The 25,452-nt window shown below is 48.4% G+C and carries 21 protein-coding genes; 4 read left to right on the forward strand and 17 right to left on the reverse strand.

The window, feature by feature from the left end:
- Window positions 1–8: 8 nt before the first annotated feature.
- Entirely contained in the window at window positions 9–1,289 is a 1,281-nt protein-coding gene (locus GWG06_RS22270) for a TolC family protein (protein WP_158631565.1), read from the reverse strand.
- Between the two features lie 213 nt (window positions 1,290–1,502).
- On the opposite strand from GWG06_RS22270, the gene GWG06_RS22275 reads away from it, so the two are divergent.
- On the forward strand, window positions 1,503–2,213 hold the full coding sequence (locus tag GWG06_RS22275; RefSeq protein ID WP_127041890.1) for a TMEM175 family protein: 711 nt from the start codon (window positions 1,503–1,505) through the stop codon (window positions 2,211–2,213).
- A 3-nt stretch (window positions 2,214–2,216) separates the two neighbouring features.
- Window positions 2,217–3,242 carry a hypothetical protein gene (locus GWG06_RS22280; RefSeq protein ID WP_127041892.1) on the forward strand — a complete coding sequence of 342 codons (1,026 nt, stop codon included), beginning with the start codon at window positions 2,217–2,219 and terminating at the stop codon, window positions 3,240–3,242.
- Window positions 3,243–3,363: 121 nt separating this feature from the next.
- On the opposite strand, the gene GWG06_RS22285 is transcribed toward GWG06_RS22280, so the two are convergent.
- Together GWG06_RS22285 and idi are read right to left on the reverse strand one after the other, a co-directional pair.
- On the reverse strand, window positions 3,364–4,341 hold the full coding sequence (locus GWG06_RS22285) for a terpene synthase family protein (RefSeq protein ID WP_160716086.1): 978 nt from the start codon (window positions 4,339–4,341) through the stop codon (window positions 3,364–3,366).
- Window positions 4,342–4,526: 185 nt separating this feature from the next.
- Complete coding sequence (idi, locus tag GWG06_RS22290) at window positions 4,527–5,063, reverse strand: isopentenyl-diphosphate Delta-isomerase (protein WP_160716088.1); 537 nt, start codon at window positions 5,061–5,063, stop codon at window positions 4,527–4,529.
- Window positions 5,064–5,224: 161 nt separating this feature from the next.
- On the opposite strand from idi, the gene GWG06_RS22295 reads away from it, so the two are divergent.
- On the forward strand, window positions 5,225–5,698 hold the full coding sequence (locus tag GWG06_RS22295) for a GAF domain-containing protein (RefSeq protein WP_127044529.1): 474 nt from the start codon (window positions 5,225–5,227) through the stop codon (window positions 5,696–5,698).
- 106 nt (window positions 5,699–5,804) lie between these two features.
- Window positions 5,805–6,557, forward strand: coding sequence for a tyrosine-protein phosphatase (locus tag GWG06_RS22300; RefSeq protein ID WP_127044530.1), 753 nt, complete (start codon window positions 5,805–5,807; stop codon window positions 6,555–6,557).
- A gap of 3 nt (window positions 6,558–6,560) precedes the next feature.
- Here GWG06_RS22300 and GWG06_RS22305 read toward each other — a convergent pair whose 3' ends face one another.
- The 14 genes from GWG06_RS22305 to GWG06_RS22370 form a co-directional block, all read right to left on the reverse strand.
- Window positions 6,561–8,078 carry a T9SS type B sorting domain-containing protein gene (locus tag GWG06_RS22305; protein ID WP_160716090.1) on the reverse strand — a complete coding sequence of 506 codons (1,518 nt, stop codon included), beginning with the start codon at window positions 8,076–8,078 and terminating at the stop codon, window positions 6,561–6,563.
- 516 nt (window positions 8,079–8,594) lie between these two features.
- A complete protein-coding gene (locus tag GWG06_RS22310) occupies window positions 8,595–9,725 on the reverse strand; it encodes a DegT/DnrJ/EryC1/StrS family aminotransferase (RefSeq protein ID WP_127041394.1) in 1,131 nt (376 codons plus the stop codon).
- 44 nt (window positions 9,726–9,769) lie between these two features.
- Window positions 9,770–10,387, reverse strand: coding sequence for a sugar transferase (locus GWG06_RS22315; protein ID WP_160716092.1), 618 nt, complete (start codon window positions 10,385–10,387; stop codon window positions 9,770–9,772).
- Window positions 10,388–10,431: 44 nt separating this feature from the next.
- Window positions 10,432–11,610: a right-handed parallel beta-helix repeat-containing protein gene (locus GWG06_RS22320; RefSeq protein ID WP_160716094.1), complete on the reverse strand. Its 1,179-nt coding sequence runs from the start codon at window positions 11,608–11,610 to the stop codon at window positions 10,432–10,434.
- Window positions 11,607–12,830 (reverse strand): glycosyltransferase family 4 protein, encoded by a 1,224-nt coding sequence (locus GWG06_RS22325; protein WP_160716096.1) that lies wholly within the window; start codon window positions 12,828–12,830, stop codon window positions 11,607–11,609. Before GWG06_RS22325 ends, GWG06_RS22320 begins: the two co-directional genes overlap by 4 nt.
- 22 nt (window positions 12,831–12,852) lie before the next feature.
- A complete protein-coding gene (locus GWG06_RS22330) occupies window positions 12,853–14,004 on the reverse strand; it encodes a glycosyltransferase family 4 protein (RefSeq protein WP_160716098.1) in 1,152 nt (383 codons plus the stop codon).
- A gap of 12 nt (window positions 14,005–14,016) precedes the next feature.
- Window positions 14,017–15,441 carry an O-antigen polysaccharide polymerase Wzy gene (wzy, locus tag GWG06_RS22335; RefSeq protein ID WP_160716100.1) on the reverse strand — a complete coding sequence of 475 codons (1,425 nt, stop codon included), beginning with the start codon at window positions 15,439–15,441 and terminating at the stop codon, window positions 14,017–14,019.
- Window positions 15,438–16,544, reverse strand: a complete 1,107-nt coding sequence (locus GWG06_RS22340) for a glycosyltransferase (RefSeq protein WP_160716102.1) — start codon at window positions 16,542–16,544, stop codon at window positions 15,438–15,440. The genes wzy and GWG06_RS22340 overlap by 4 nt, the downstream gene beginning before the upstream one ends.
- A 20-nt stretch (window positions 16,545–16,564) precedes the next feature.
- A complete protein-coding gene (locus GWG06_RS22345; protein WP_160716104.1) occupies window positions 16,565–17,857 on the reverse strand; it encodes a lipopolysaccharide biosynthesis protein in 1,293 nt (430 codons plus the stop codon).
- Window positions 17,858–17,893: 36 nt separating this feature from the next.
- Window positions 17,894–18,883 carry an SDR family oxidoreductase gene (locus GWG06_RS22350; RefSeq protein WP_160716106.1) on the reverse strand — a complete coding sequence of 330 codons (990 nt, stop codon included), beginning with the start codon at window positions 18,881–18,883 and terminating at the stop codon, window positions 17,894–17,896.
- A gap of 20 nt (window positions 18,884–18,903) precedes the next feature.
- Window positions 18,904–20,196 (reverse strand): nucleotide sugar dehydrogenase, encoded by a 1,293-nt coding sequence (locus GWG06_RS22355; protein ID WP_160716108.1) that lies wholly within the window; start codon window positions 20,194–20,196, stop codon window positions 18,904–18,906.
- A gap of 35 nt (window positions 20,197–20,231) precedes the next feature.
- Complete coding sequence (locus GWG06_RS22360; RefSeq protein ID WP_160716110.1) at window positions 20,232–22,625, reverse strand: GumC family protein; 2,394 nt, start codon at window positions 22,623–22,625, stop codon at window positions 20,232–20,234.
- Between the two features lie 19 nt (window positions 22,626–22,644).
- The gene (locus GWG06_RS22365) at window positions 22,645–23,499 is read right to left on the reverse strand and encodes a polysaccharide biosynthesis/export family protein (RefSeq protein ID WP_160716112.1); all 855 of its coding nucleotides are present in this window, start codon (window positions 23,497–23,499) and stop codon (window positions 22,645–22,647) included.
- Window positions 23,500–23,505: 6 nt separating this feature from the next.
- Window positions 23,506–25,443: a polysaccharide biosynthesis protein gene (locus GWG06_RS22370; protein ID WP_235938488.1), complete on the reverse strand. Its 1,938-nt coding sequence runs from the start codon at window positions 25,441–25,443 to the stop codon at window positions 23,506–23,508.
- Window positions 25,444–25,452: the final 9 nt, after the last annotated feature.

A 25,452-nucleotide genomic window follows, 5' to 3' on the forward strand; every position in this document is an offset into this window, starting at 1 on the left:
GTTGTTTATCATTTGATTCTGCCCATCGCCTTATCCAGATCAGTTTTGCTGATAAGGGTATTGAGCATGGAGTTGACGTACTGCGTGCGTGCCTGAGTCAGTTCACTTTCAGCGGAAATCACATCCAGGCTCGTAGCTACGCCCTGTTCAAACTTGAGTACCACCCGTTCGTAAATACCCTGCGTGAGCGTCATGTTTTCCTTCTGTGTTACAAAAAGCGCTTTGTTGTTCTGGTAGACGGTATTGGCATTTTTCACTTCCACCTTGATCTGCTGGGAGAGATAGTTCCGGTCGTTCACGGATTTCTCCAGGGTGATCCTGTTCTGCCGGATCTGGTGCAGCCTTTCGGTACCTGTAAAAATGTTCCAGGTAAGAGACAGACCCAGCGTAGAGGCAGCGAAGCCGGTATTATACAGGCTGCTGAATTTATCCGAGAAATAGTTATAGCCGTAGTTGACAAAAGCGGATAATTTGGGCAGGTACGCCATCTTCTTGCTTTTCAGGTTCAGCTCATTCAGGGCGATCTGTGTATTCTGTATGCTGTATTCGATACGGTCTGTTACTGCATAGTTGGAGGTATCTGTGGCAAAATCATCTACCGTCAGGTCCTGTACGGTTTCCTTCAGCTCCAGCTGGTCTTCCTGCGGCATGCCCATCTGAAATTTCAGCAGCTGCATGGTGTATACCAGCAGCCGGATCTGGTTCTGAATTTCCGTAGCGGAATTGTTATAGGATACCTGGATTCTGTCAACATCAATTCTTTCCGCAACACCGGCATCATATCTGGCTCTGGTGTCAGCAAGCGTTTTCTTCAGCTGATCCAGGTTGGCTTTTGTGAGCCGGATATTTTCCTGGTTGGTGAGCACGGCATAATATGATTTGGTGATGGCCACCCGGGTATCTATTTCTGTTCGTGTATACGTTTTAGAGGCGAGTTCAGAATAGACCTTCGCGGCTTTCAGGCCCAGGAAATAATCGCTCTGGAAGATGGTCTGATTCACCTGCCCCAGCACGTTAGAGGAGAAACGGGTACCGAATTGCACCGGAATTTTCTTATCGTAGTTACCGCTGGCAATATCAGGAATCAGGGAGGTGGCGAGTTTCATATTATCGTTGAAACCGGCAGTTATATCCGCATGCGGCAAGAGTTTGCCGGTGGCTTCCTTCACCTGTTCTTCTGAAAAATGAACATCCAGGTTGGCATTTACCATATCATGATGATGGGCAAGCCCATATTGTATGCAATCAGCCAGATTGAAGATATAGTTTCCAGACCGGGTAGTATCCATTTGCCCGTAAACAGTTGTTATTCCTGATAAAAAAAGAAAAGAAAACAAAACAAGGCTACAACGCATACTTATTACTTTGAAAGTATATGATGATTGATAACTACATAACACAGGAATGGTGAAAAGGTTGTCCGGAAATCTCCTGCTTTCTGCCAAAAAACCAACTGCTTTATCAGCTTTTCGTATATTGCTGAAAAGCTATACGTTTTTCTTATGTCTATGTCAGTTATTAAAGAGCCCAGGCAGGAGCACAAGGAGTTTGAGCTGGAGCGGGTTATATTATTCAGCGATGCGGTATTTGCCATTGCGATTACCCTCCTGATTATCGAAATCAAATTACCGCATGTGCCGGAGCACCTGGCGCCGGGCGAGTATAGCAAAGTCATACAGCCCTTTGTATTTGAGTTTTTTACTTTTGTTGCCAGCTTTGCTTTTATCGGCAATTTCTGGATCAGGCACCTGCAGTTATGCCGCTTTATGCAGCACTATAATATCGGGCTGGTTTACCGCAACCTTTTCTTTTTATTTTTCGTGGTATGCTTTCCCTTTTCTGCTGCGGCGATGATGCATCTTACTACGAACTTTGTATTACCCATGTTTATTTACCTGGGCAACCTGGCAGGTTGTCTGGCGGGTCTGTTCTGGCTGAGCTACTACGTATTCCAGCGTAATCCGGGTCTGGCAATTGCGGGTCATCATACAGAAAAAGAGCTGTTATATCAGCGGTTTAAATACAACTTCTTCACGGTAGCCACTGTTTTCACGACACTAGCGCTTTCCTTCTTCATCTTCCCGGATGGTATGACTATTCAGCGTTTAAGTTATACCTTCATACCTGCGTTGGTGTTATTTAACTATTTCCGGATCAGGATAAAGAAAAGAAATACCTTACGCCTCGTGCATATCGGGGATAAAAGCAGTTAGCCTATGCTGGAACTTGACAAAAGAGAAGCACGTTTACTGGAAAATGCAGTCCGCCGGTGGGAACAGGAGCAGCTGATTACCGGCGCCCAGGCGGATCAGCTGCGGAAAACCTGGAGCATACGCAGTACAGACTGGCAGACCATCGCCCTGTATATATTCATTGCCGCCATTTCCTGTGCGCTGATGGCGTTTGGTTCGCTGGTACTGGATGAGAAGTGGATTGAGATCATCCGCAAGAAATTCTCCCTGACGGACGGTGTCATTGCCTTTCTATTTGCCGTCATTACCGGGTTGCTGTGTTACCAGGGATGGCGCAGGAACAGGCACCAGCCTGGCTTTTCGCTGAACAGGGAGTTGTTCTGGCTGCTGCCGGTTCTCAGTACAGGCGTTACCGTAGTATACCTGGGTAAAAGCGTGCATTATTTCAACGGCAATTATGGCCTCTTCTGGCTGCTGGCCACCGTTATCTATGCCGTCTTGGCGCTGACGCTGCGTTCCCGCCTGCTCTGGATCGGAACGCTGGCTTCTCTGATACCGGCCTACGTAAAACTCACCTACTATCTTACCGGCGATGCCCCCTATTTCCTGGGGATGAACCTCCCCTGCCGCATGGCCCTGCTCGCGGGAATCATGATACTGGCTGCCCGCATCATGCGCAACACCAACCTGTATGAACCCGTAAAAGATATTACCTGGAGCGGCAGCTGGCTGCTGTTCATGCTTTCCGGCTGGCTCATCTCCATCTTCGGCAACTGCGGCACCTGGCAGGAATGGCAGGAACTCCGGCAGGTGCATCTGCTCATGTGGGTATTTATTTTCAGCGCCCAATGCATTGCCGTACTCCTGCTTGGCCTCCGCCTGAAAGACAACCAGCTCCGGGACCTCGGCATCATTTTCCTGCTCCTGGATTTATACACCCGCTACTTTGAATACCTCTGGGACCGCACCAATAAAGGTATTTTCTTCGCCATCCTGGCGTTGTCGTTCTGGCAGCTGGGGAAGGTGATTGAGAAAAGAATGAAGAAATAAATTATGAATGATGAATGATGAATGATGAGTTAGATCGAAGAGCTAAGCAAAGAACAAAATTTATTCTTTGCTTAGCTCTTCGATCTAACTCATCATTCATCATTCGTAATTCATAATTAAATTAAACACTAACTGTTTCCTTCACCGCCGCCACTCCATACCTCCCTGTATCCTGCATGCTCCAGTCATAATTGCCGATCATCCAGGAGCGGAGAACGGATACATAGCGGAGCAGTTCGTAGTCTTTTTCTGTGCCGGTGAGGGGTAGTAGTTTTTCCAGGACGAGGAAGATGGCTACTTCTTCGTTGTGCATGCGGGCGGCTTCGTTGATGGCTTCCTGCAGGGAGCATTGGCGTTCGTGCCGGAGTATCAGTACAAGGTTGTGCACATCGCCCTGGCGGGATTCCTTGTTGCAGGAGAAGAGATCGTTGGCCCAGCATACCACGTTGCTGCAGGCGAGGACCATACGTTGCAGGATGGCGTTTTGCAGGAGATCTTCCGGCAGGTAAATTTTTTCGATGATGTCTACCGCAGTAACATCCGCATATACGGCGCCTGTATGTGTCCGCATTTTAATATAGTCGGCTACGGAGGGGATGATGTGCGTTTCCCTGTTCTCGGCTTCCCATATACAGGCGTTGAAATAATCTTCGATGTCGCGGATAAACCGGAGCCGCCAGGAGGGCTTGCTGATAGCGCGCATACGCTCCCAGATGCTGCTGAGGGCGGCGGCCAGGGGCGCACCATAGGCGGGAGTAACTACTTTGTTGTTGTGCAGGATGTCGGTCAGACTGGCCATCAGGCTTCTGAGGTAAGCGGATTTCTTACCAGTTTCCGCTTCATCGCACTGATCGTCGAGGATGAAGAGCCAGGCGTTGAAATCGGAGATTAGACAGAGTTCATGCAGGGAGGCATCGGGGAAGGCTCTGGACACCAGCCAGGCGAAACGGGATTTTTCAAATCTGGTGAGCGCCTTCTCTGTTGTAAGCAGGTTGTAATCTCTTACCCAGCTGCAGATGTGCTCCTGGGCTTCCGCTACATGGATGTTGATACGGGATGGAAACGGATACTGGATCCGGGGAAACTGGATCGTTGTCATGTGTCTGTGGATTTTAATCGTTAACTATTAGGGTTTAGAAATGACATAGGCTTTTCCGGAGTGCTTGTCATTCCCCGGAAACATGACTGGCAGGCATACCACAGGCCTACCATACGTATAGCATAGTAAAATTTGAATCAGCTGCTTCGGTTAACGGTAAAGCGTTGAAAAATCCCTGAAGCGAATTACAGTCCTGTTGTGACAGGTAGGTTCAGGTGTTGTAATACCTTCGGTAACGCGAGGTGAAACCAACTCGTAAAGGTAGCAGGTTCCTGTTCCATTAATTCCAGTACCTGGTGTACTGGCAAATACCGGTAATCATTTACTTCCGTTGTATCGGGGACGATAGCACCATTGAAAGTCCCCAGCAGCACGTGGTCAAATTCGTGCTCAGTAAGTCCGTTGTCAAATACTGTTTTATATGTGAACGTGAAAATTTCCTGCATCGGACAGTCGAAACCCATTTCCTCCTGTAAGCGACGGTGAGCGGCGGCCAGTGTGGGTTCTCCCGGCAGCTGATGACTACAGCAGGCATTTGTCCATAACCCGGGTGAGTGATATTTATCCAGCGCACGCTGTTGCAGTAACATTTCTCCCGCATCATTCATTACAAACACTGAAAAAGCACGATGCAGCCGGCCCTTACGGTGCGCCTCCATTTTTTCCATTGTCCCTATAGCCTCATCGGATTCTGTCACTAATATTACTTCAGGTAAATTCATAGCGTAACAAAGATATTTAATAAATGTTAGCTGGCAGTAAAATACAGATCTTTAATCGTCTACTCTCTAATGGTTACCTAAATAAATATACAATAATAACGCTGAATAGAGAAAAAAATTACAAATACGGATTTACTGTATTTTTACAGAAAAAAGAAACAATGGCAGAGGATTTACAGATAGCAAAGGGCAGTAAGGCGGAACAATATCAGGCACTGATACCGCAGATAAAAGGATTGCTGGACGGGGAACCGGATCTGGTGGCTAACCTCGCTAATGTGGCCGCAGCGCTGAAAGAACAGTTCGGCTGGTTCTGGGTGGGGTTCTATCTTGTCAGACAGGAAGAACTGGTATTAGGCCCCTTTCAGGGTCCGGTTGCGTGTACCCGTATCCGTAAGAACAGGGGCGTATGCGGCGCCAGCTGGGCACAGGCGGCGACCCTTATAGTGCCGGACGTGGAGGCATTTCCCGGACATATCGCCTGCAGCAGTTTATCCAAATCAGAAATTGTAGTACCGTTGTTCAAAAACGGGGAAGTGGCCGGTGTGCTGGATGTTGACAGCGAATTGCCGGATCACTTTGATACCACCGATCAGCAATACCTGGAAGAAATTGTAAAATTAATAGCATTATAACACTGGAACAGACAGGCAGATAATAGTCCGGACCTCAACTGGCAAAGATTTTGAGCAACCAGCCTGGAAAATCCCAAGCGTTCATTCATTAAAAGAAATTTTTGCCATGTTCTTCTTTGGAAAAAAAAAGGAAAGCCATAAAATACTCACCCCATTTTTATCAGCGATAGAAACAGATATACATTCCCATCTCATACCGGGCGTGGATGACGGCGTGCCGGATGCTGATACCAGCCTGCGTTTCATACGGCAGCTGCAGGAAATGGGGTTGCGGAAAATTGTTACCACACCGCATATCATGATGGACCGGTATCCTAACTCTGTCAAAACGCTGGCAGGGCCTTATCAGGAAGTCATGCGCGTACTCTCGGTACAACATCCGGAGCTGCAGTTCAGGTATGCCGCTGAATATTATATGGACGAACAGTTTGAATTGCTGATGCAGTCACCGCTGCTCACCCTCAGCGGCCGGTACGTGCTGGTGGAAGTATCTTTTATCATGGCCCCTCCGCAGATGCACCGGTGGCTGTTTGAGCTGGTAGCCCAGGGCTATGTGCCTGTGCTTGCTCATCCGGAGAGATATAACTACTGTCATAAAAACTTTGCCGCCTACGAACAGTTTAAGCAGTGGGGATGCCTGCTGCAGGTGAACCTGCTCTCCCTTACCGGGTACTATGGTAAAAGCGTACAACAGGCCGCCGAAAAATTAATGGAGCAGAAGATGATTGACTTTATCGGCACTGACCTGCACCACGATAAGCATATGCATGCCCTGTGTCAAATTCCGGAGAACCGGAAGCTGCTGAAAACACTGGAACAATACCCGTTTAAAAACAATACCCTCACCCATCTGGATTAGCTGTCAGCGGATGAGCGTCAGGCTCCCCTGCTGCTTACGGGCCTGCTGCCGGCTGTCTGTATAGGTAAGTACCCAAATATAGCTGCCCGCAGGTTGCTGCGCCCCATCCCAGGCATCCTGCGGATTGCTGCTCCGGAAAACGGCAGCCCCCCACCGGTTAAATACCTGTAGCTGGAAATCGCGTACATCATCATTCACGCGGCAGCGGAACACATCATTCAGGCCATCACTGTTAGGGCTAAACGCCGTAGGGACATATACCGCGCATTGCCGCTGGTTGCGGATAATTTCAGCATTGCCGCGTACCTCACATTCATTTTTATCTTTCACCTGGAAATAATAGCGGCCCTCGTTGAGCTGGGACCAGGCATTGTCTGACTGCCAGTTGCCCAGTTCCAGTTTAAACAGGTAAGGCATGGTGCCCCCGGCTATGGCGAGGGAGATCCGGCCATCGCGGGTATCGCTGCAGCTGATATCCTTTACCTCCTGGTGTGCTATCTGTAACGGTAATGGCTCTACGACCCGGATATCATTCAGTGTTACCGAACAACCCGGATCATCTTTTACTTTTACCTGATAGCTGCCGGGGCGGAGCTTCCTGAACTGCGGTGTTTCCGTGGGATGACCTCCGCCGTTGAAGAAATAATGATACGGCGGTGTGCCGCCGCTGGTCGTCAGCGCTATTTCATTGTTGTTATCACCGGAGCAGCGGGAGGGTGTGATGAGGATATCATTTTTCAGGATGGTTTCCATCACGGTTATCTGCCCGGTGCTGGTGGTACCGTTACGGGCAGTAGCTGTTACCTCGTAGTTACCTGCCGGCAGATGGGTCACCTGGCTGGTGGTTTGTCCGCCAGGCTTCCACAGGTAAGTACAGGGGCCGGTACCACCGGTAACGGCTGCACGAACAATGCCGGTACTTTCTCCCTGGCAGGTGTTCTGTGAAGAGAGCGACAGCCGCGGGGTTTCCAGTACGCTGGCCGAGAGGTTGTCCACCAGTATACCCGCCAGACGACCATTGTTGCAGTCGCTGCTGTGATAACTGAACAGGGAAAACACGTGGTAGTCTGCCTTCGGTGTAAAGATGATGTTATATCTTTTCCATTCCGTATGCGTGAATACGGGCGATTTCCACAACAGCTCCCCTTTAGCCTGCGAACCGTTACCGGCGTATATGGCAAGACCTCCGTTACATACTTTCTGCTTAAAATAATCTACCGGAAAAGCCATATCAAAAGACAGCGCATAGGTGATGCCCGCCTTGAGTACACCATTCAGTTGCTGGGAGATGCCTTCATCCCATTCTGCTGTAGCGAGTAGCCCGATGTAGGTATCGCCGTTCACGGCAGGCTTCATAATGTTGCAGCAGGTGCCCGGCTGAATGTCGGGCGAATTAGCTGCGATCGTCCATTCCGGCGGGGCGGTGGCAGCTTTGGGCTTCCCTTCAAGGGAAGGATTACGGATAATAACATCCTGTGCATGGATATCCGTTAAAGACAAAAAGGATAGCCATAGCAGCATCGTCAAGAAATTTTTTCTTACAAATAGGTTTTTCACTGCAGCCATAAATTAAGTGCTTGCTCTGAAATCCGGCCAATGTTCGCTGGCAAATATGCTACCGGCAATCAATATCAGAATGGTTAAGTATTTGAGCGCATTAGGAAATTATAGATCTATTAACTTCTTTCACATAAACAATAACACATGAACACAAATGTACATATTAATTTTATCCCCGAACGATTATTTAATAACTGTCAACATGAAAACATTATTGTTTGTTCAAAAAATATAACAGTAAGAAAAAATATAATCGTATGAAAACATAAAGGGGACCGGCCTTTCGGCTCAGTCCCCTCTTGGTTCGGACAACTGATTATGAAGAGAGGGAATCATATTTTCATCGTACCTGTTCAAAAAGCGTTTCGCGCATACACTTGCCGGTGGCTTGTTTCCGGCGACAGTAAAAAAAAGTGCCAGACATCTTTGCAATAATTGCTTTGATGAATGGCACGGACCAAAACGTGGAATGGAATATTATTGCCAGTGTGATTTAATGCAATCAACGGTAGCTGTCAGCTGCTTTGTAGTGAGATTGGAACCGCTGGGCAGACAAAGCCCGTTTTCGAAGAGGCGGGCAGCGGTACCGTTTACATAGGCCGGCGCTCCGGAGAATACCGGCTGCAGGTGCATTGGCTTCCACAGCGGCCGGGATTCAATATTGAGTTTTTCCAGCGCCAGGCGGATGGTTTCCCGGGTAATCCCGTTGCTTGTTTCCGGGTTCACCAGGATAGTGCTGAGCCAGCGGTTGCTGAACATCCGCGCAGGTTCTGCCACAAATTCAATACCGGGGAGCCCTTGCAGCTGTGCTTCATAAAAACTGTAATTGGCGCGGCGTTGCCTTACCCTTTCATCCAGTACTTCCATCTGGCCTCTGCCAATACCGGCAGTAACATTACTCATCCGGTAATTGTAACCGATGTGGCTATGTTCATAATGCGGCGCAGGGTCCCTGGCCTGCGTAGCGAGGAAGCGCACTTTCGTGAGCGCATGCGGATTATGACCTACCAGAGCGCCGCCGCTGCTGGTCGTAATAATTTTGTTACCGTTGAAACTCAGCACACCATATTCTCCCAATGTGCCGCAGGCGCGGTTATCATATAAAGATCCGAGTGCTTCCGCCGCATCTTCAATCACGGTGATTTCATATTTTTCTGCCACCGCCTGTATCTCTTCCATCTTTGCCGGCATACCATAGAGATGCACGGGAATAATGGCTTTTGGCTTCCGGCCTTTGCTGATACGGTCTTTGATAGCTGTTTCCAGCAATACCGGGTCCATATTCCAGGTATCCGTTTCGCTGTCAACAAACACCGGCGTTGCGCCCTGGTATACAATCGGATTGGCGGAAGCGGAGAAGGTCATGCTCTGACAAATAACTTCGTCGCCCGCTTTTACGTCTGCCAGTATCAGCGCCAGGTGCAGCGCTGCAGTACCGGAAGATAATGCTGCCACATCACCCGCTTTGAGATATGCTTTCAGGTCATTTTCAAATCCATCTACATTTGGCCCCAGTGGCGCAATCCAGTTGGTTTCAAACGCCGCGTTGACAAACTTCAGTTCGCTCTCCCCCATATGCGGCGAGGAAAGCCAGATCTTTTCATTCATAGTTAACAATAATTATATGGTTAATATTTTACTAACGTTGCTGGCTACACGCTAACAGTACCGGTAAATTTCTCGGTCGTCACATGCCCTGCCTGTGCGATTCCTTCCGACTTAAATACCTTTATCACTGTCATTATCAGAATCCGTATATCCAGTAACAGGCTGATATGATCCACATACCACACATCCAGTTCAAACTTCTGTTCCCAGCTGATGGCATTGCGGCCGTTGACCTGCGCCCATCCGGTGATACCGGGTTTTACCTCATGCCTTCTCGCCTGCCGCGGAGAATATAAAGAGAGATAATCCACCAGTAACGGCCGCGGACCAATCAGGCTCATATCTCCCTTCAACACATTGATGAGCTGCGGAATTTCATCCAGGGATGTTTTGCGCACAAAGCTGCCCACCGCTGTCAGACGCTCATGATCCGGCAGCAGCATACCACCGGCATCGCGCCTGTCATTCATGGTTTTAAACTTGATTACCCGGAAGATGCGGCCATTCCTGCCGGGACGTGCCTGGAAGAAAAACGGCTTCCCGTTGTTGGCTATACTCAGCAACAATACCAGTATCAGGAAAACAGGAGATAATAACAGTAGCCCCAACAGGGCTACTGCGCCATCGGTTAACGGCTTGAAGAAAAATTGGTAAGGCTTCAATTGATATGGTTTTTATAAAGATATCGGACGATTGCCGGAAATGCTTACTGCACCTGCACTTTCTGCTGTGCTGCTTCTTTCCGGATATTCATCAGCGCATTATTATCAGTTACTTCCCTGCTGGCTTCTGTTCTCTTTACTTCCACATTTTTCAGTTTTGTACTTACGCCATAATCTGCAGAGTTGTACAGAAAAGGTTTCTTCTGGCAGTTCTTCCATACCGGATTCTCTACATTGATACTGCCTTTCATTGGCTGCGGCAGCTCACGTTTTGTACCGTACACATAGAACCCGATAAATGAACCATCGTCAATATGATTTCTGACTGTGATATTTACATCTTTCAGGCTTTTACCCGTCAGCTTCCCCAGCGATACAACTATTCCGGCGCTACCATTATTGAAAGTAACCGGACTGTTGATGCTGATATTATCGATCACATCTGTATTGCTGTTAGGTTCTATATCGATACCGCTTTTAGGATTGGTACCGGAAGTGTTGGAAATCACGGGCCTGTTCAGTTGCAGACCATTTACACAGGTAACGGAGATACCGTTACGGCGGTTGAAGTCCAGCATAGCGTCATTCACGATAATGTTGCTGCTGCATTTCCCGCTGATATCCCCGATGTAGATACCATCTCCCCAGCAGTCGGACACCACCGGGCTGACAATCGTCACATCCTGCGAGCCTCTCACGGAGATGCCCATCCCCCACTGTCCGCCGCTGCCCTGATGCGCTTTGCGGTCGCCGGTGATAACAGGATTATACACTTTCACCTGTTTCACCTGATGCAGGCGCAGCACTTCATAATTTTCCTTGCTGTTGGGTAACAGCAGCAGTTTAGAGTTTGGCTGAAAACGCACGCTGGTATTACTGCGCAGGGTAAGCCCCCTTGCATTTACAGCTACCGGAAAATCGGGAAACATCACATCCTCATGTTGCTGAATACCTTGCTGCAGTTGATCCGTATAATCCACAGAGCCGTCTTTCACATATCCTCTGGGTAACAGGGTAGTCAGATCAAATACGCCGGCAGCATCGCTTTTCATACTTTTTGCGGCAGGCGCCGCAGCAGCAAAAGCCTGTACGCTGCCGCCCTTTTTCATATAGGCTGCAGGCAGTTTGCGGTACTTAAAGTTGCTGTTCAGCTGCGCCGCAGCAGAGAGAGTAATACACAATAAAGACATGGCGATACCCGCCTGCACTAATCGGTTTTTCATGATGCACTCATTTTGATTACCTCTAAATATTTTTGTGTAGCAATATTCAGCGCATAGTTTGCACGGGCTAACCTGGTAGCGTTTAATCCCTGGGCAGATAATAATGCCGCATTATTGATATACCCGGTAAAACGCCGGGCTTCTGTATTTATACAGGAAACATCCTCCGCCAAAACGATGCCAGCATTCTCCTGTTCCAGCACAGTGGCCTGCCAGCCGCGATAGTTGATGAGCATGGGTTTTCCGGCCGCCAGACTATCAAAGAATTTATTGGCGGAGTTAGCCCACAACTCGGGGACCGGAATCACAAATGAGGAAGCTACGGTGCATTCATGGTACAGTTGCGGCAAACTGGATTTCGGCACCGGTGGTAAAAAGAAAACGTTCTGATCCAGCAACTGCTGATCTGCCGCATATTTCAGCAGGGCATCCTTTTCCATACCATCACCGATAATCAGGTATTTTATTTCCGGATCGATGGATTTGGTATGTACAGCCAGGTCCAGCATATACCGGAGCCCGTTCACCATTCCGATGGTACCGGCATACAAGACGCTGCGCTGCGGCCTGAATCCCAGCAGATCAGTGAGCATTTTCTTCTCCGGATCAAACGCTTCAAATCGTTTTACTTCTGAAATATTGGGTATGACCGTAATCTTCTCCGCCGGTGTAGCAGTACGTTTCAGGATAGATGCCTTCATATCGTCCGACAAAGCCACGATATGCGCCGCACGCTTGTAAATTATGCGTTCAAAGGCATTCAGCGCCTTCACGACCCATTTATTCTTTATAACGCCCATGGCTATAGGAACTTCCGGCCATACGTCCCTCACTTCAAAAATGAAAGGCGTTTTATGCCGCCAGCGCTTTACCAGCGCAGGGATGGCAATGGTAATCGGAGTGGAGGTAGCAATCACCACTTCTCCTTTTATGTGCAGTACCCGCTTTGAAGCAGCTATCAGAAACTGCAGAAATACCAGTATGCGTTTGAAGAAACTCAGCTTGTTACTGTATTCCTGCTGAAGAATATGCAGCTCCAGTCCTTCTACCTGTGTAACGGTCCATTTACCGGACAGCGGCATTCCCTTCAGGAAAGCGCTGCTGGTAATAAACACTACCCGGTGCCCCTGCTGCTGAAACTGTTTCGCCAGGTCATAGGAACGCGTTCCGCCGGCGGTGCTGGGCAAAGAAAAATACTGGTGCAGATAGATAATTGTCATAGTTGTCTGATTAATACCAGCATCAGGATTCATAAAATATTTTCCTGATAAACTGCTGTATCGTTACTTCTTTCACTTTGTTAAATGCATTCTTCCGTAAGCTTGCGGCACGCGCATCATCCGTAGTCAGGCTGATGATTTTATTCTTAAAATCTGTATGATCATTAAAATCCGCAAACAGGATATCTTCTTCATTTTTGAACATACCGGGCAGCGATCCTACCGGTGTGCTGATGACATTGATACCATTGGCCATTGCCTCAAGAATTACGCGGGGTGAGCCTTCCGACAGACTGGCAAAAACAAACACATCATGTGTTCTCAGCAGGCGGTTTAATTGATTGCGTTTGTCCACATGCCCCACGAAATTGATTTTATTGCTGATGCCTGCCTGAGCGGCCTGTGTCTTCAGGTCATTTTCAAAATCGCCTGAGCCTACGATCGTCAGTGTGGCGTCGGGTTTCGTCTGCAGCAATTCATGAAAAGCCCTGATAACCACTTCCACACCTTTGGCCTTACGCAGATATCCTACATACAGGAGTTTCAGCGGTTGCTGTGATAGCTGCCGCTGTTCATCCAGAAAGAAGTCGTTTTCATCCAGTGTGCTGGAAACAACGGCAGTAGCATTTACACGTTGCGCTGCCAGTCTTTGCTGCAGGTGTGTGCCGTTGGTGAATACCTTTGCGCCTTTGCAGGCCCACAGGTAAGCCTGGTGTTCCGGCTGAAAAAAGGAAATCAGCATTGTTTTCTTCAGCAGGCTGAAATTCGGATTATTGCGGGCGGCATCAATGGGATCTCCCACAAAATGCACGATGCGGCGTTTATTCCTGAAATAGCGTTTGCTCAGCCAGCCACAGGGAGATGGGTATCTGACATACACGGAGTCGAAGCCTGCGGCATGTTTTTTATAGGCACGGTTATACGAAAAAAGATGTCTGACCTGGTTCATATAGCCTTCCGCGTAAGGAAGGGGGATAACGCGTACGTTACTGAACCGGCCTACCGGCAGCAGTCCTGTTTCTTCGGCGGTATCATCCTGTTTTACCGGTGAAAGCAGGCAAACGTCATCATAATATTTTACTATTTCACTGAGATAAACCCAGTTGGTATATGGCAGATAATACTGATCTCCTGCTTTATGCACCACCCATGCCTGTATCAAAATATTGGTCATAATAAAAAGCTTTTATGCATTTATGCGTTGAAATAGTTTGGGTTTAATGGCCCGCTGTAACAGAAATTTGTACAGCAGGTAAGGTCCGATGGAATACCACAGCAGGCTTCTTACCACAAACAGGAACTCGCCTCTGCCATACATCAGGAAGAATGAAGTAAAGGATGCCGCCAGTATCAGCCGGGTATTTTTCTGCATGACAAATACGTCCAGTTTCACGAGCATATAACCGAGCAACACCATAAAGAATACGCCGAAGATGGAGAAGTTCATATATGCTTCCGCGATAAATGAATAGCCCACACCGCCGCCGGCTGCAGCAGCATGCGGGTTTACGCGTTCTGTCAGCCACTGGCTGTAGTGAGCGTTCTCAATAGCCGGATGTTTTCCGTTAGTAAATATGTTGGGAAAAATACTGGTCATGGCCCAGAAGTATCCGGAGCCGTAGGCGTAATCTCTTTCCGCCGGCACGAGTGTCTGGGTATATCCGACGGTTTTCACGCTGCTGCCCATTTCCTTGAGGATGGCCAGCTCCCGGAAGGAGTCGCCCAGGTATTCCAGGGCCGCTTCCATGGTTGGCTTATCGGCTGCGTTGCGGTAGTTTTTAATCAGCGGGAATACAAAGAACAATACGGCTGCGCCGATAATGAAAGACTTGCGGATATTGATGCGTGCCACACATCTGTCGTACAGGATGGCAAATCCCAGTACGGGCATAATGGAGTGGCCGCGGAAGCCGATCATAAACAGCAGCATGCAATGCACGAAAATCATAATCATCCATATCAGGCTTCTTCTATTACCGCTGTTTACATCGCACCAGTAGAGAATATACAAGGCCGGAATGTAGAAGTCGCGCAGAATCTTCGGCACGGAGTCTACCCCATACACTTTCTCCATACCGTACAGGGCGTAGTAACCGTTGGCCATCGCCACCTGCAGGGAATCCATCATATAGCTCATTTCAAATACGATGGAAACCGCCAGCAGTGCAAAACCTACTACGCGGAAGGTACGGATATATACCGGCTGATTGTAGACAATGGTTTTCACTGATTTCAGGTTACCGTGATTCAGATAGAGCAGTGCGCCGAGATAGAGGAAGGAAAAACACAACGCCACAAATATAATGGTGTCGCGCTTTACAGCCAGATCCGTAATTTCTGTCATCAATGAGTATTCGGTCGGATTAAATATTTTCACGAAGAATCCACCACCGTTGAACAGCATGCCTGCCAGCAGGAAAAAGTAGAAGATGCTCACCACGGTATCGTTCAACCGGAAGAAGTTGAGCGATTGCCATGCAAACTGTATGACGATCAGGTAAGATAACGTCAGTTCAAATTCCTGGATACCGGCGTCATAAATGAAGGATGACACCGTGAATATCACGAGGATGAATACAATCTGTATGATGATGGCTTTTAAACTATTCATTTCGCTGCATATAATTGAATGAGTGCATTCACCGAGCTGGCGATGCTGTAATCACTGTTGACCATACGCAGGTAGCACGCCGCCTTTACCGCATCATTGGCGGGCGTGACTTCCTGCAAACTTCTTATCCATTCCTTGCGGTTATTCAGGCTTAACGTTGTAAACAGTTCCGGGATGGGGCGGTCTACAGCGGAAATGCCGTCGGACACCACACAGGGTACACCGGCGGCCTGGGATTCCAGCAGTATTACCGGCGAGCCTTCGAAGAGGGAAGGCATAGCTACTACGTTGAAAACATTTCTGAGAAAATCGGGGACATCACCGCGTAGTCCGAGGAACTTCACCCTGTCTGCGATACCCAGCTCAAAGCATTGTCTGGCCGTATCGTTCTGGAGATCCCCTGCGCCGATGAGGAGCAGCCAGGCGTTGTTGTTCTCTCCCAGTATTTCGCTGAACACGTTTATCAGGAACCGATGATTCTTCACTTCCATGAAACGGCCCACATGCCCTATAATCAGGGCATTGTCCGGGATGTGCAGTTCCTGCAATATCTGCCGGCGGAAGGCAGGATTAGCCTGTCCGAAGCGGCTGAGGTCTATTCCCAGTTTCAGGATGGTAAATTTCTTGCTGCCGAACAGGGCGATACCGGCTTCCGGAGAAACGGCCACTTTCTTTGTGGAGAACAGATCTGAGAACAGGTGTGATACTTTGATATACATCCGTTTCAGCCTGCCTGCCTTTGCATTTCGTATACGCGAGTCCGTATGGCTGTGATTCACGCGGCAGCGCGCCCCTGCCAGCCAGGCGATGAACAGCAGGAATCCGCTGAAGTGGTGCACATGGGAGTGTACCGCATCGTAGTGTTGTGTTTTAATCAGCCGGTAAAATTTCCATACGAAGCTGAAAATATTTTTGCGCTGCAGGGGCAGGGAATACAACTGAGCGCCGCTGGCGGCAATCACGTCGTCGTATGCGCCCTTGCCACCTTTCATCAGCATAAAGTCGATTTTCAGCGGCGTTCCCTCCAGGTTCAGGCATACGTCTTTCAGCCAGGTTTCTACCCCGCCCCTGTCCAGTCTTGCCAATATGTGCAGTGCTTTCATTTCTTTCATCCTTTAATTTCTTACAAAACTTCTCCGGCCAATGCTGTTGTTGTATGCGTTACTGCAGCTGCTGCTGTGTTGCTTTTTTCTTTCAGGTGTTTTCTGATAATAAACCAGGTGACTATCAGCTGGGTGGCAAATCCCAGTACGGATGCATAGGTGATACCATACAGTCCGTAACTTTTTATCAGGAAATAGCTGCTGATGCAATTCACCGCCAGTACAGCCAGATTGATGTAGGGCTGCACCTTAAAAATGCGCATGGAGGTGAGGGTAAAACCCAGGGCAGATGCGTTGTACACGAATATGCCGGCAAACATCACCAATGTAAACAGCTGATGGTATTCCGCAATGCGCTTGCTGAAAAGCATTGTCAGTAGTGGCTTTCCCAGCACCAGGGAGCCGAGGAACAGCCCTGCTCCGAGTACGGTACTGATCAGCATGAATTTATTTTTCAGTCTGATAAACTGCGACAGCTGCCCGTCTGCATAATACCTGCTGAGCCTGGGCGTGAACGACTGTCCGATGGCCATGTTCACGAAATTGCCCAGTACAATCAGGTAAGAAATGGTAGAATACACGCCCTGTTCGGCGGTGCCCAGGAAATATTCCGCAAAATATTTGGACACATTGGTATTCACAGAGATGACGAACATCACGATACCCAGCGGCAAAGCCCTTATCAGCAATGCTTTCAGGCTGGGCATATCTATTTCAAAAAGTGGTTGCCCGCTGATAAGCGGCAGGCATCTCCGGTAGTCATTAAAAAATAATACACAGAAATTGGTAAAAATGGCAAGGAGTAATCCTATATGGAGGGCATGAAAAAAGTATACGCCCACAGCGATGGATATGGTAGCGCTGAGTCCTTTCAACATCAGCGATATCGCTATATTTTTCATTTGTTCGTGCAGCTGCTGCTTGCTGTTGAATACTTCTGCAAAGCCTTCAATTGCCTTGAGGCATCCTATGCAAAGGAAGATGGCGATGGCGTGTGTATCTGAAAGCAGTGCATAGCCGCCGATGATCAGCAGCCCCAGGATAACAGAGAAGAGCCGCAGGGTGAAGTAATCAGCGAAGCGCCACTCTCCTTTCACATCGGTGACCTGGATAGCCCGCAGATTCAGACCGGTAAACATAAATACGGGCGCAGTTACTGCCAGGGCCAGGGTGTAGGTACCCAGGTCCATCGGGCCACAGTATTTAGTTACCAGCGAAAGTTGTACCCATAGGGCAAAAGCGTAGCTTCCGTTACCGATAAACATCCAGGACACGTTTTTTTTGAGACTATTGCTCCGTTGACTGGTATTCATAGTAATGGTGTTTGTATTAGCGGTTAGCCGTTTCCGTTAGTGGTCCGCAGCCAGCCGGTACCAGCCGGCGGTTATTCTCAGACCTTCACGTACGGAAACTGCCGGGTTATAACCAATCAGTGTTGCAGCTTTGGAGATATCTGCCAGGCTGTGTCTTACATCGCCTTTGCGTTCTTCCCGGTAGATGGGCGCCAGTTCAATACCGGTGATGTTGCATATTTCCTGCCACAGTTCATTGAGGGTGGTACGTTGCCCGAAAGCGATGTTCACCACTTCATGCCTGTCTATGATTTCCGTCAGCAGCGCCCTGATATTGGCCTGCACGGCGTTTTCAACAAAGGTGAAGTCCCTGCTGGTTTCTCCGTCGCCGTTAATGAAAGGCGCCTGCTGTTCCAACGCCGCTTCCATGTACAATGGTATCACTGCGGCATACGGCCCTTTCGGGTTTTGCCGGGGTCCGAATACATTGAAATAACGCAGCCCGACCGCATGAAAATCATATGTACGCGAGAATACCGCGGCATATAGTTCGTTGACATATTTTGTGACGGCATAGGGAGAAAGCGGATTTCCGATCCGGTCTTCCACTTTGGGCAGCCCCGGATGATCTCCGTAAGTACTGGAGCTGGCGGCATACACGAAGCGTTTCACGTTATGATCGCGTGCGGCCACCAGCATATTGAGGAAGCCGCTGATATTGACATCATTGGTGGTGATGGGATCGTTGATGGAGCGGGGTACCGATCCGAGCGCAGCCTGGTGGGTTACATAATCCATTCCTGCCACTGCCTTACTGCAATCTTCCGCGTGGCGGATGTCGCCTTCCATCAGTTCAAAAGCAGGATTATCTGCAAACGGGGCAAGGTTCTCCCTGGATCCTGTTGAAAAATTATCCAGCACCCGCACTTTACCGGCGCCGTTTTTCAGGAGGTATTCAACGATATGGCTGCCTATGAACCCGGCTCCGCCTGTTACCAGGAAGGAGCTACGGCTCAGGTCTTCAGTATGATATGGTTTCTTGTACATGGTTTTCGTTAAAGTTGCTGCTATAATCTTGCGTCTACAGCCTCTTTCTGCAATACGCCTTTTACATCATATACCACTGCATTGGATTTACATAACCTGTTAATCTCAAGCGTCTCAAATTCGCGGTGGGCAACGGCCAGGATAACAGCGTCGAAATCACGGTGTCCGTTGAGCTGATTAATAGCTCCCCATCCATATTCGTGTTTTACTTCTTCCGGTTTCGCCCAGGGATCATAAATAGTAATATCTGTATCGTATCCTGATAAAGTATTGAGAATATCAACTACCCTTGTATTACGGACATCCGGACAGTTCTCCTTGAAAGTTACTCCCAGCACCAGAATCTTAGCACCTTTAATAGCAATATCTTTCTTTACCATCAGCTTCACCACTTCATGCGCTACGTACTCTCCCATACCGTCGTTCAGGCGTCTTCCGGCGAGGATGATTTCAGGATGGTAACCTGTTTCCTGTGCTTTCTGGGCCAGGTAGTAGGGATCTACCCCTATACAGTGACCACCTACAAGACCGGGTTTAAAGTTCAGGAAGTTCCATTTGGTGGAGGCAGCTTTCAACACATCATTGGTATCAATACCAAGGCGGTTGAGGATTTTTGCCAGTTCGTTCATGAAAGCGATATTAATATCGCGCTGAGAGTTTTCAATTACTTTTGCAGCCTCCGCAACCCTGATTGAAGCAGCCTTAAAAGTACCGGCAGTAATAATGGATCTGTACAGTTCATCTACTTTCTCCGCTATTTCAGGGGTGGAACCTGCAGTTACCTTCCTGATTTTGGCAACAGTATGTTCCTTGTCCCCCGGGTTGATACGTTCCGGAGAATAACCGGCGAAGAAATCCACATTGAATTTCAGGCCGGAAACCTTTTCCAGTACCGGTATACATTCATCTTCCGTTACACCTGGATATACCGTAGATTCATATATTACTACATCACCCTTCTTCAGTACTTTACCAACGGTTTCACTGGCTTTGTAAAGTGGGGTAAGGTCTGGTTTATTATGTTTGTCTACCGGTGTTGGCACGGTAACGATATAGTAATTGCAATCCCTGATACCATCAAGGCTGCAGGTACAGAACAGACCAGAGCCCGGGGCTCCTCCGTCTTTCAGTACACTTTTCAGCTTATCACCTTCTACTTCCAGAGTGATGTCTATACCATCATTAAGTTGCTGAACTCTTCCCTGGTTGATATCGAAGCCGGCTGTGTTGTATCTGGTGGCGAATTCCACTGCCAGAGGCAAGCCTACGTATCCTAATCCGACAATAGCAATCTTTACATCCTGCTGATTCATATTCTGCTTTTTTAATTGAAATACAATTTGATTAATTATACTTTTGAGAAAGTTTTTTTGATTTTCCTGAACATACCTTTCCGGTTATTCTCTGTGCCATAACCATATCCATAGCCATAACCATATCCGTAACCGCTGCCGGCATCTGCCTTCACATCATTCACGATAAGATTCAGCTTGGGAAGTTTCTTATAGTAATACAGCTCCCTTGTCATTTGCACCTGATCTTTAAAGGTGTATCCCTGTCTTACCAGATACAGTGTAGCATCTGCCTGCCTTGCGAGCAGCTGTGCATCCGTAACCAGACCTATCGGTGCTGTATCAATAATGATGTAATCGAACATTTCCCTTAACCGGTTGAACAGTTGAGTCGTTCTTTCCAGCATCAATAATTCTGAAGGGTTCGGTGGTAATGGTCCGGAAGAAATAATACTGCAGTTATCATGAATACCCGAAGGACGAATCAGGGCCTCCAATGGCGTTTGCCCCGCGGCATAAGTACTGAATCCGATGTTATTGGGAACACCCAGCTGCTGAGATATCCGGGGTTTGCGCAGATCCATTTCCAGCAGTACCACTTTTTTATTTGACAAAGCCAGTACTGCAGCCAGATTCACTGATACAAAGGTTTTTCCCTCGCCGCTCATGCTGGAAGTCAGGAGTATTACCTTTTCTTCCTTACCTGCTAAAATAAACTGCAGATTGGTACGCATGGCGCGGAACTGTTCTGCGATCACGGAAGTGGCCCCCTGCTGGGCTACAATCAATTCCCTGGAGGAGCTGTGGCCTATTTCACCCAGTATATGCACCGGCGTATAGTTGGTAATATCCTGCTTGCGGCTCACGCGGCGGTTAAGCGTATCCCGCAGATACAGCCAGCCTGCCGGGAATATCACCCCGAACATCAGTCCCAGCAGATATATCAGCGGACGTTTGGGAGAGAATGGCAGGGCAGCGGTTTTGGCACTGTCTATCACCCTCGCAACCGCCAGATTGGATGACTTGGAAATAGCTGATTCCTCACGCTTTTTCAGCAGGAACAGGTACAATTCCTGTTTGATGGATTGCTGACGGGAGAAGTCCAGGAAGATACGCTCCTTTGCAGGCACCTGCCTTATCTTGCTGTCCAGGCTGCCCGCACGGGATTTCAGCTCGCTGATACTGACCTCTACCCCTCTTTTGATAGTGGACAGGTTAGATTTCAGGTCTCCCCGCAGGCCGGCCAGCTGCCGGTCTGTATTCACCACTACCGGGTTGGAGGCGGTATTGGCCATGAGCAGGCGTTCCCGTTCCATCTGCAGGTTGTTATACTTTTCTACCAGCGACATAAACGTAGGGTCCTGCATAATCATGGCCGCGGGAACAATACGTTTGTTGTTTTTCTCGTCGCCGATATATTCTTCCAGGGTATTGATAACACTGAGGCGTACCTGCTGGTCTGTCAGCTGCTTTGTAAATTCACCGGTGCCTTGGATAAGTTGTTTGGATTGCTCCGTCAGGTCAGCCAGTTCATTGGACTGTTTGAATGACTGTATTTCCTTTTCCACGCCGCTCAGCTCCCGGCTCACGATTACCAGTCGGTTATCCACGAAGGCGATGGTACTGTCTACAATCCTGTTTTTGGCTTCCACGCTGGAACGCTGGTAGAAGTCCATCAGCCGGTTGAGGATCAGTTCTCCCTTATCCGGTATGGTGGTGGTCAGCGTCAGATCCACGGTGCTCACCTGCAGGTTGGGAACGCGTACCTCCAGCAGTTTCTGGTAGTCAGATACTGCCTGATCAACAGATACCACGTTGATGAGAAATGGTTCGCTGCTCATTTCGTATGCGCGGTTACGTTGCATATGCAGGGTACCTTCCGGCAGTACCAAGGTATCGCCCCAGGCGCCATCATGATCGTACCCTGGCTTTGACAGTGCGTATCCTGCATCTGTAGCCCTGAGCTTGTAAGTAATTCCTTTCCCGATAGAATCTTTCAGGTTAAGCCACCGGAAAGTAAAGGGCATACGGCTGAATTCCTCCGTTTTCTTCACCCGGCCTTCCGTGTAGTAGGTTACATTCAGTTGCAGGTCTTTTACCACCTTCTCCATCAGGGAGCGCGACTTAATAATTTCTACTTCATTGTCCACATTACTTTTGCTGTTGAATATCTGCAGCTGTGACAGTAATTCTTCACCGGGAGCATTTCCTCCCTTCTGTTCATCCTGAACAAGTATTTTAGCGGCCACTTTATACTGGGGCACTGCATAGCGGAGGTAGAGCCAGGCCGCCAGTACACCCACGATCAGGCAGATGGCAAACCAGTACCAGTATGCGAGAAACTGATCCAGTATCATCCGCAGATTAAATGAATTGTCTTTGCTCTCGACCGGCATATCCACCCCGTTACCGTTCAGGTGTATGCCGTTATGTTTAATAATTTCCTGCATAATCAAACCTTAAAAAAACTTAGAAGTTTACTCTCGACACAACAACAATCAGCAGTGATAATACTGAGGCCATGATAGAAATCCGTTTTACCTGTGCCATATCAGTTGAAGCAGCTTTTGATTTATTCGGTTCCACGTAAACCACATCTCCCTGACGGAGGTAGAAATACGGAGAAGTAAACAGGTTGCTGTTATTGAGATTGAACCGCGCAAATTCTTTCCTGCCGTTATTTTCACGGATGAGGAGTACGTTTTCCCTTTTCCCGTAGATGGTAAGATCTCCGGCAACACCCAATGCATCGAGCAGGGTGACTTTTTCATTGGGCATCACGTAGGTGGAGGGGCGGTTTACTTCTCCCAGCACAGTAATTTTAAAGTTGGCATAACGTACGTTTACCACCGGGTCTTTGTAGTACTCAGCCGCCTTTGCCCGGATGGTATCACGTACCTGGTCAGTGGATAATCCTTTTACCAGCACCTTGCCTACCAGCGGCAGTACGATGTTTCCTTCCTTGTCAACAAGGTAACCCGCAACGCCGTTGTTGGCTGCAGCTGGCTGCAGGCTGGAATTTCCTGTTACCGGCCAGCTGGCGGTGTTCTGCTGGTTCAGTAAGGTGGTAGCTGCGGGGTCCAGTGTCTGGATGCTCACCTGCAGAATATCATCAGATTGTATTACCGGTGTTTTAAAGGCAGCCTGTGTTACCTCCCGGTTGTTCAATGTATCAGGCAGATCTTTGAAATAAGTAATATTCTTAGGCGCAGCACAGGAAAACAGGCATATGCTCAACACAGCCATCATGCTCCAGTCAGACCAGCTATTACCACCTAAACACTTAAAAAACAGGGAGCGATTTTCCCGCTTGAATAACTTCATCTTTTATTACAGTTTTATTTTGTCTTTATCCAGTTCTTCGAAAGCAGAATTCTTACTGATGAATTCCGGTACCAGCGCTTTCATCAGCGCCACGGTAGGCGTCAGGTAATGCTGTTGCGCAGAGGCAATCAGTTCGCTGACTCTCGCGTCTACTTCTGCAAAGCTGTAGCTGCGTACTTTGGCAATCAGTATTTTTTCATGATAGGTAGGCAGGGTATTTTCTGCGTTGTTGAGCAGTTCTTCATACAGTTTTTCTCCCGGTCTTAATCCGGAGTAAACGATCTGAATATCCCGGCCGGGTTCCTTTCCGCTCATGCGGATCATCTTCCGGGCGAGGTCTGCCACTTTCATGGGTTTGCCCATATCGAACACAAATATTTCGCCGCCCTGTCCCATAGCGCCCGCTTCCAGCACCAGCTGGCAGGCTTCGGGGATGGTCATGAAATAACGGGTGATTTCCGGATGCGTTACGGTGAGCGGACCGCCGCTCTCCAGCTGCTTTTTAAAACGTGGAATGACAGACCCGTTGGAACCGAGTACGTTGCCGAAACGGGTAGTGATAAAACGTGTAGGCGGCAGGCCGAATATGGGGCCTGTCTGCTTGAAATGCTCGTTTATGGAATTATTGAAAGATTGTGTGAAGATTTCAGCAATACGTTTGGATGCCCCCATTACATTGGTAGGATTCACGGCTTTGTCGGTAGATACCATCACAAATTTCTCTGCACCGAATTCTACTGCGAGTTCCGCCATGATTTTAGTTCCCAGCACATTATTCATAACTGCGATGGAAGGATTTTTTTCCATCATAGGCACATGCTTGTAGGCAGCAGCATGATATACGATAGCCGGTGCATATACTTCAAACAGCTGCTGCATACGTACTTTATCGCATACGTTACCGATGTACGGAATAACGGGCACATCGGAGCCTTTCTCCAGCATCTCCAGCTCCAGTTCATGCAGCGGCGATTCCGCCTTATCGCAGAGTATAATCACACTGGGTTCATACTTGATGACCTGGCGTACAATTTCAGAGCCGATAGATCCGGCAGCACCGGTTACAAGAATACTCTTTCCCTTCAGTTCCTCACTCAGCTGTTCATTCTTGATATTGATCACAGACCTTTCCAGGAGGTCCTCTATATTAATATCTTTCAATTGAATACCATTATTATGTGCGCCATCGATCCACTGATCAACGGAAATAATTTTCTGTACACGAATGTTTAGGGAGATACATTCTTCCACCAGCTCATTCAGGTGCGGCATATCCAGGTGGTCATCCGGAATCAGCAGCAGGGAGATTTTACCCTGACGGGCCATTTTGAACAACTGACCTTTGCGGGAAACATACACCGGCAGGCCTTCAATAGATTTACCGGCATGAGATTTTGAATCTGCCAGGAAGGCCACAATACGGATATCGGAACCGGGATTGTCTGTAATAGCCTTACGCAGCATAAGGCTGGTATGTCCGGTATGATAAATGGCCGCACGTGTTCTGTTCACTGCCCGGAAATTGTTGTAATATTTGAACACCCATTTCACGAGCAGGCGGTACGATAAGAGGAAGAAGGAGCCTATAAAGAAATTAATCAGGACTACTGACAATGGAAACAGGTTGGCATCTGCATCCAGCACGTGACTATAGCCTATGCTGACCAGCATACAGCAGCTGATGATGTTCATGCAGGCGATATTACCTATGTCTGCAAGGCTGGTATGTCTGACAATACCGCGGTAAGTACGCAGTATCAGTGATAGTATCAGGGTCACGCCTGTTACGAGGAGGGAAATTTCTTTCAGGGGATATCGGTAGAGCGTTTCTACCTCAAAGTTAAGTCTGAGCAGAAAGGCCAGATTGATGGCGAGAACGGAGCACCCAAGGTCTAAGAGCAAAATAAGCCATGACGGGGTAATCCATGATGATCTGTGCACCATAGGTTTCAA

It is taken from the genome of Chitinophaga solisilvae (assembly GCF_009928525.1).
Classification (GTDB): domain Bacteria; phylum Bacteroidota; class Bacteroidia; order Chitinophagales; family Chitinophagaceae; genus Chitinophaga; species Chitinophaga solisilvae.

What these genes read in the sequence shown, in the direction of transcription:
- GWG06_RS22270 (WP_158631565.1), bottom strand. Translation starts at nt 1,289, where the DNA reads ATGGATACTACCCGGTCTGGAAACTATATCTTCAATCTGGCTGATTGC.
- GWG06_RS22275 (WP_127041890.1), top strand. Translation starts at nt 1,503, where the DNA reads ATGTCTATGTCAGTTATTAAAGAGCCCAGGCAGGAGCACAAGGAGTTT.
- GWG06_RS22280 (WP_127041892.1), top strand. Translation starts at nt 2,217, where the DNA reads ATGCTGGAACTTGACAAAAGAGAAGCACGTTTACTGGAAAATGCAGTC.
- GWG06_RS22285 (WP_160716086.1), bottom strand. Translation starts at nt 4,341, where the DNA reads ATGACAACGATCCAGTTTCCCCGGATCCAGTATCCGTTTCCATCCCGT.
- idi (WP_160716088.1), bottom strand. Translation starts at nt 5,063, where the DNA reads ATGAATTTACCTGAAGTAATATTAGTGACAGAATCCGATGAGGCTATA.
- GWG06_RS22295 (WP_127044529.1), top strand. Translation starts at nt 5,225, where the DNA reads ATGGCAGAGGATTTACAGATAGCAAAGGGCAGTAAGGCGGAACAATAT.
- GWG06_RS22300 (WP_127044530.1), top strand. Translation starts at nt 5,805, where the DNA reads ATGTTCTTCTTTGGAAAAAAAAAGGAAAGCCATAAAATACTCACCCCA.
- GWG06_RS22305 (WP_160716090.1), bottom strand. Translation starts at nt 8,078, where the DNA reads ATGCTGCTATGGCTATCCTTTTTGTCTTTAACGGATATCCATGCACAG.
- GWG06_RS22310 (WP_127041394.1), bottom strand. Translation starts at nt 9,725, where the DNA reads ATGAATGAAAAGATCTGGCTTTCCTCGCCGCATATGGGGGAGAGCGAA.
- GWG06_RS22320 (WP_160716094.1), bottom strand. Translation starts at nt 11,610, where the DNA reads ATGAAAAACCGATTAGTGCAGGCGGGTATCGCCATGTCTTTATTGTGT.
- GWG06_RS22325 (WP_160716096.1), bottom strand. Translation starts at nt 12,830, where the DNA reads ATGACAATTATCTATCTGCACCAGTATTTTTCTTTGCCCAGCACCGCC.
- GWG06_RS22330 (WP_160716098.1), bottom strand. Translation starts at nt 14,004, where the DNA reads ATGACCAATATTTTGATACAGGCATGGGTGGTGCATAAAGCAGGAGAT.
- wzy (WP_160716100.1), bottom strand. Translation starts at nt 15,441, where the DNA reads ATGAATAGTTTAAAAGCCATCATCATACAGATTGTATTCATCCTCGTG.
- GWG06_RS22340 (WP_160716102.1), bottom strand. Translation starts at nt 16,544, where the DNA reads ATGAAAGCACTGCACATATTGGCAAGACTGGACAGGGGCGGGGTAGAA.
- GWG06_RS22345 (WP_160716104.1), bottom strand. Translation starts at nt 17,857, where the DNA reads ATGAATACCAGTCAACGGAGCAATAGTCTCAAAAAAAACGTGTCCTGG.
- GWG06_RS22350 (WP_160716106.1), bottom strand. Translation starts at nt 18,883, where the DNA reads ATGTACAAGAAACCATATCATACTGAAGACCTGAGCCGTAGCTCCTTC.
- GWG06_RS22355 (WP_160716108.1), bottom strand. Translation starts at nt 20,196, where the DNA reads ATGAATCAGCAGGATGTAAAGATTGCTATTGTCGGATTAGGATACGTA.
- GWG06_RS22360 (WP_160716110.1), bottom strand. Translation starts at nt 22,625, where the DNA reads ATGCAGGAAATTATTAAACATAACGGCATACACCTGAACGGTAACGGG.
- GWG06_RS22365 (WP_160716112.1), bottom strand. Translation starts at nt 23,499, where the DNA reads ATGAAGTTATTCAAGCGGGAAAATCGCTCCCTGTTTTTTAAGTGTTTA.
- GWG06_RS22370 (WP_235938488.1), bottom strand. Translation starts at nt 25,443, where the DNA reads ATGGTGCACAGATCATCATGGATTACCCCGTCATGGCTTATTTTGCTC.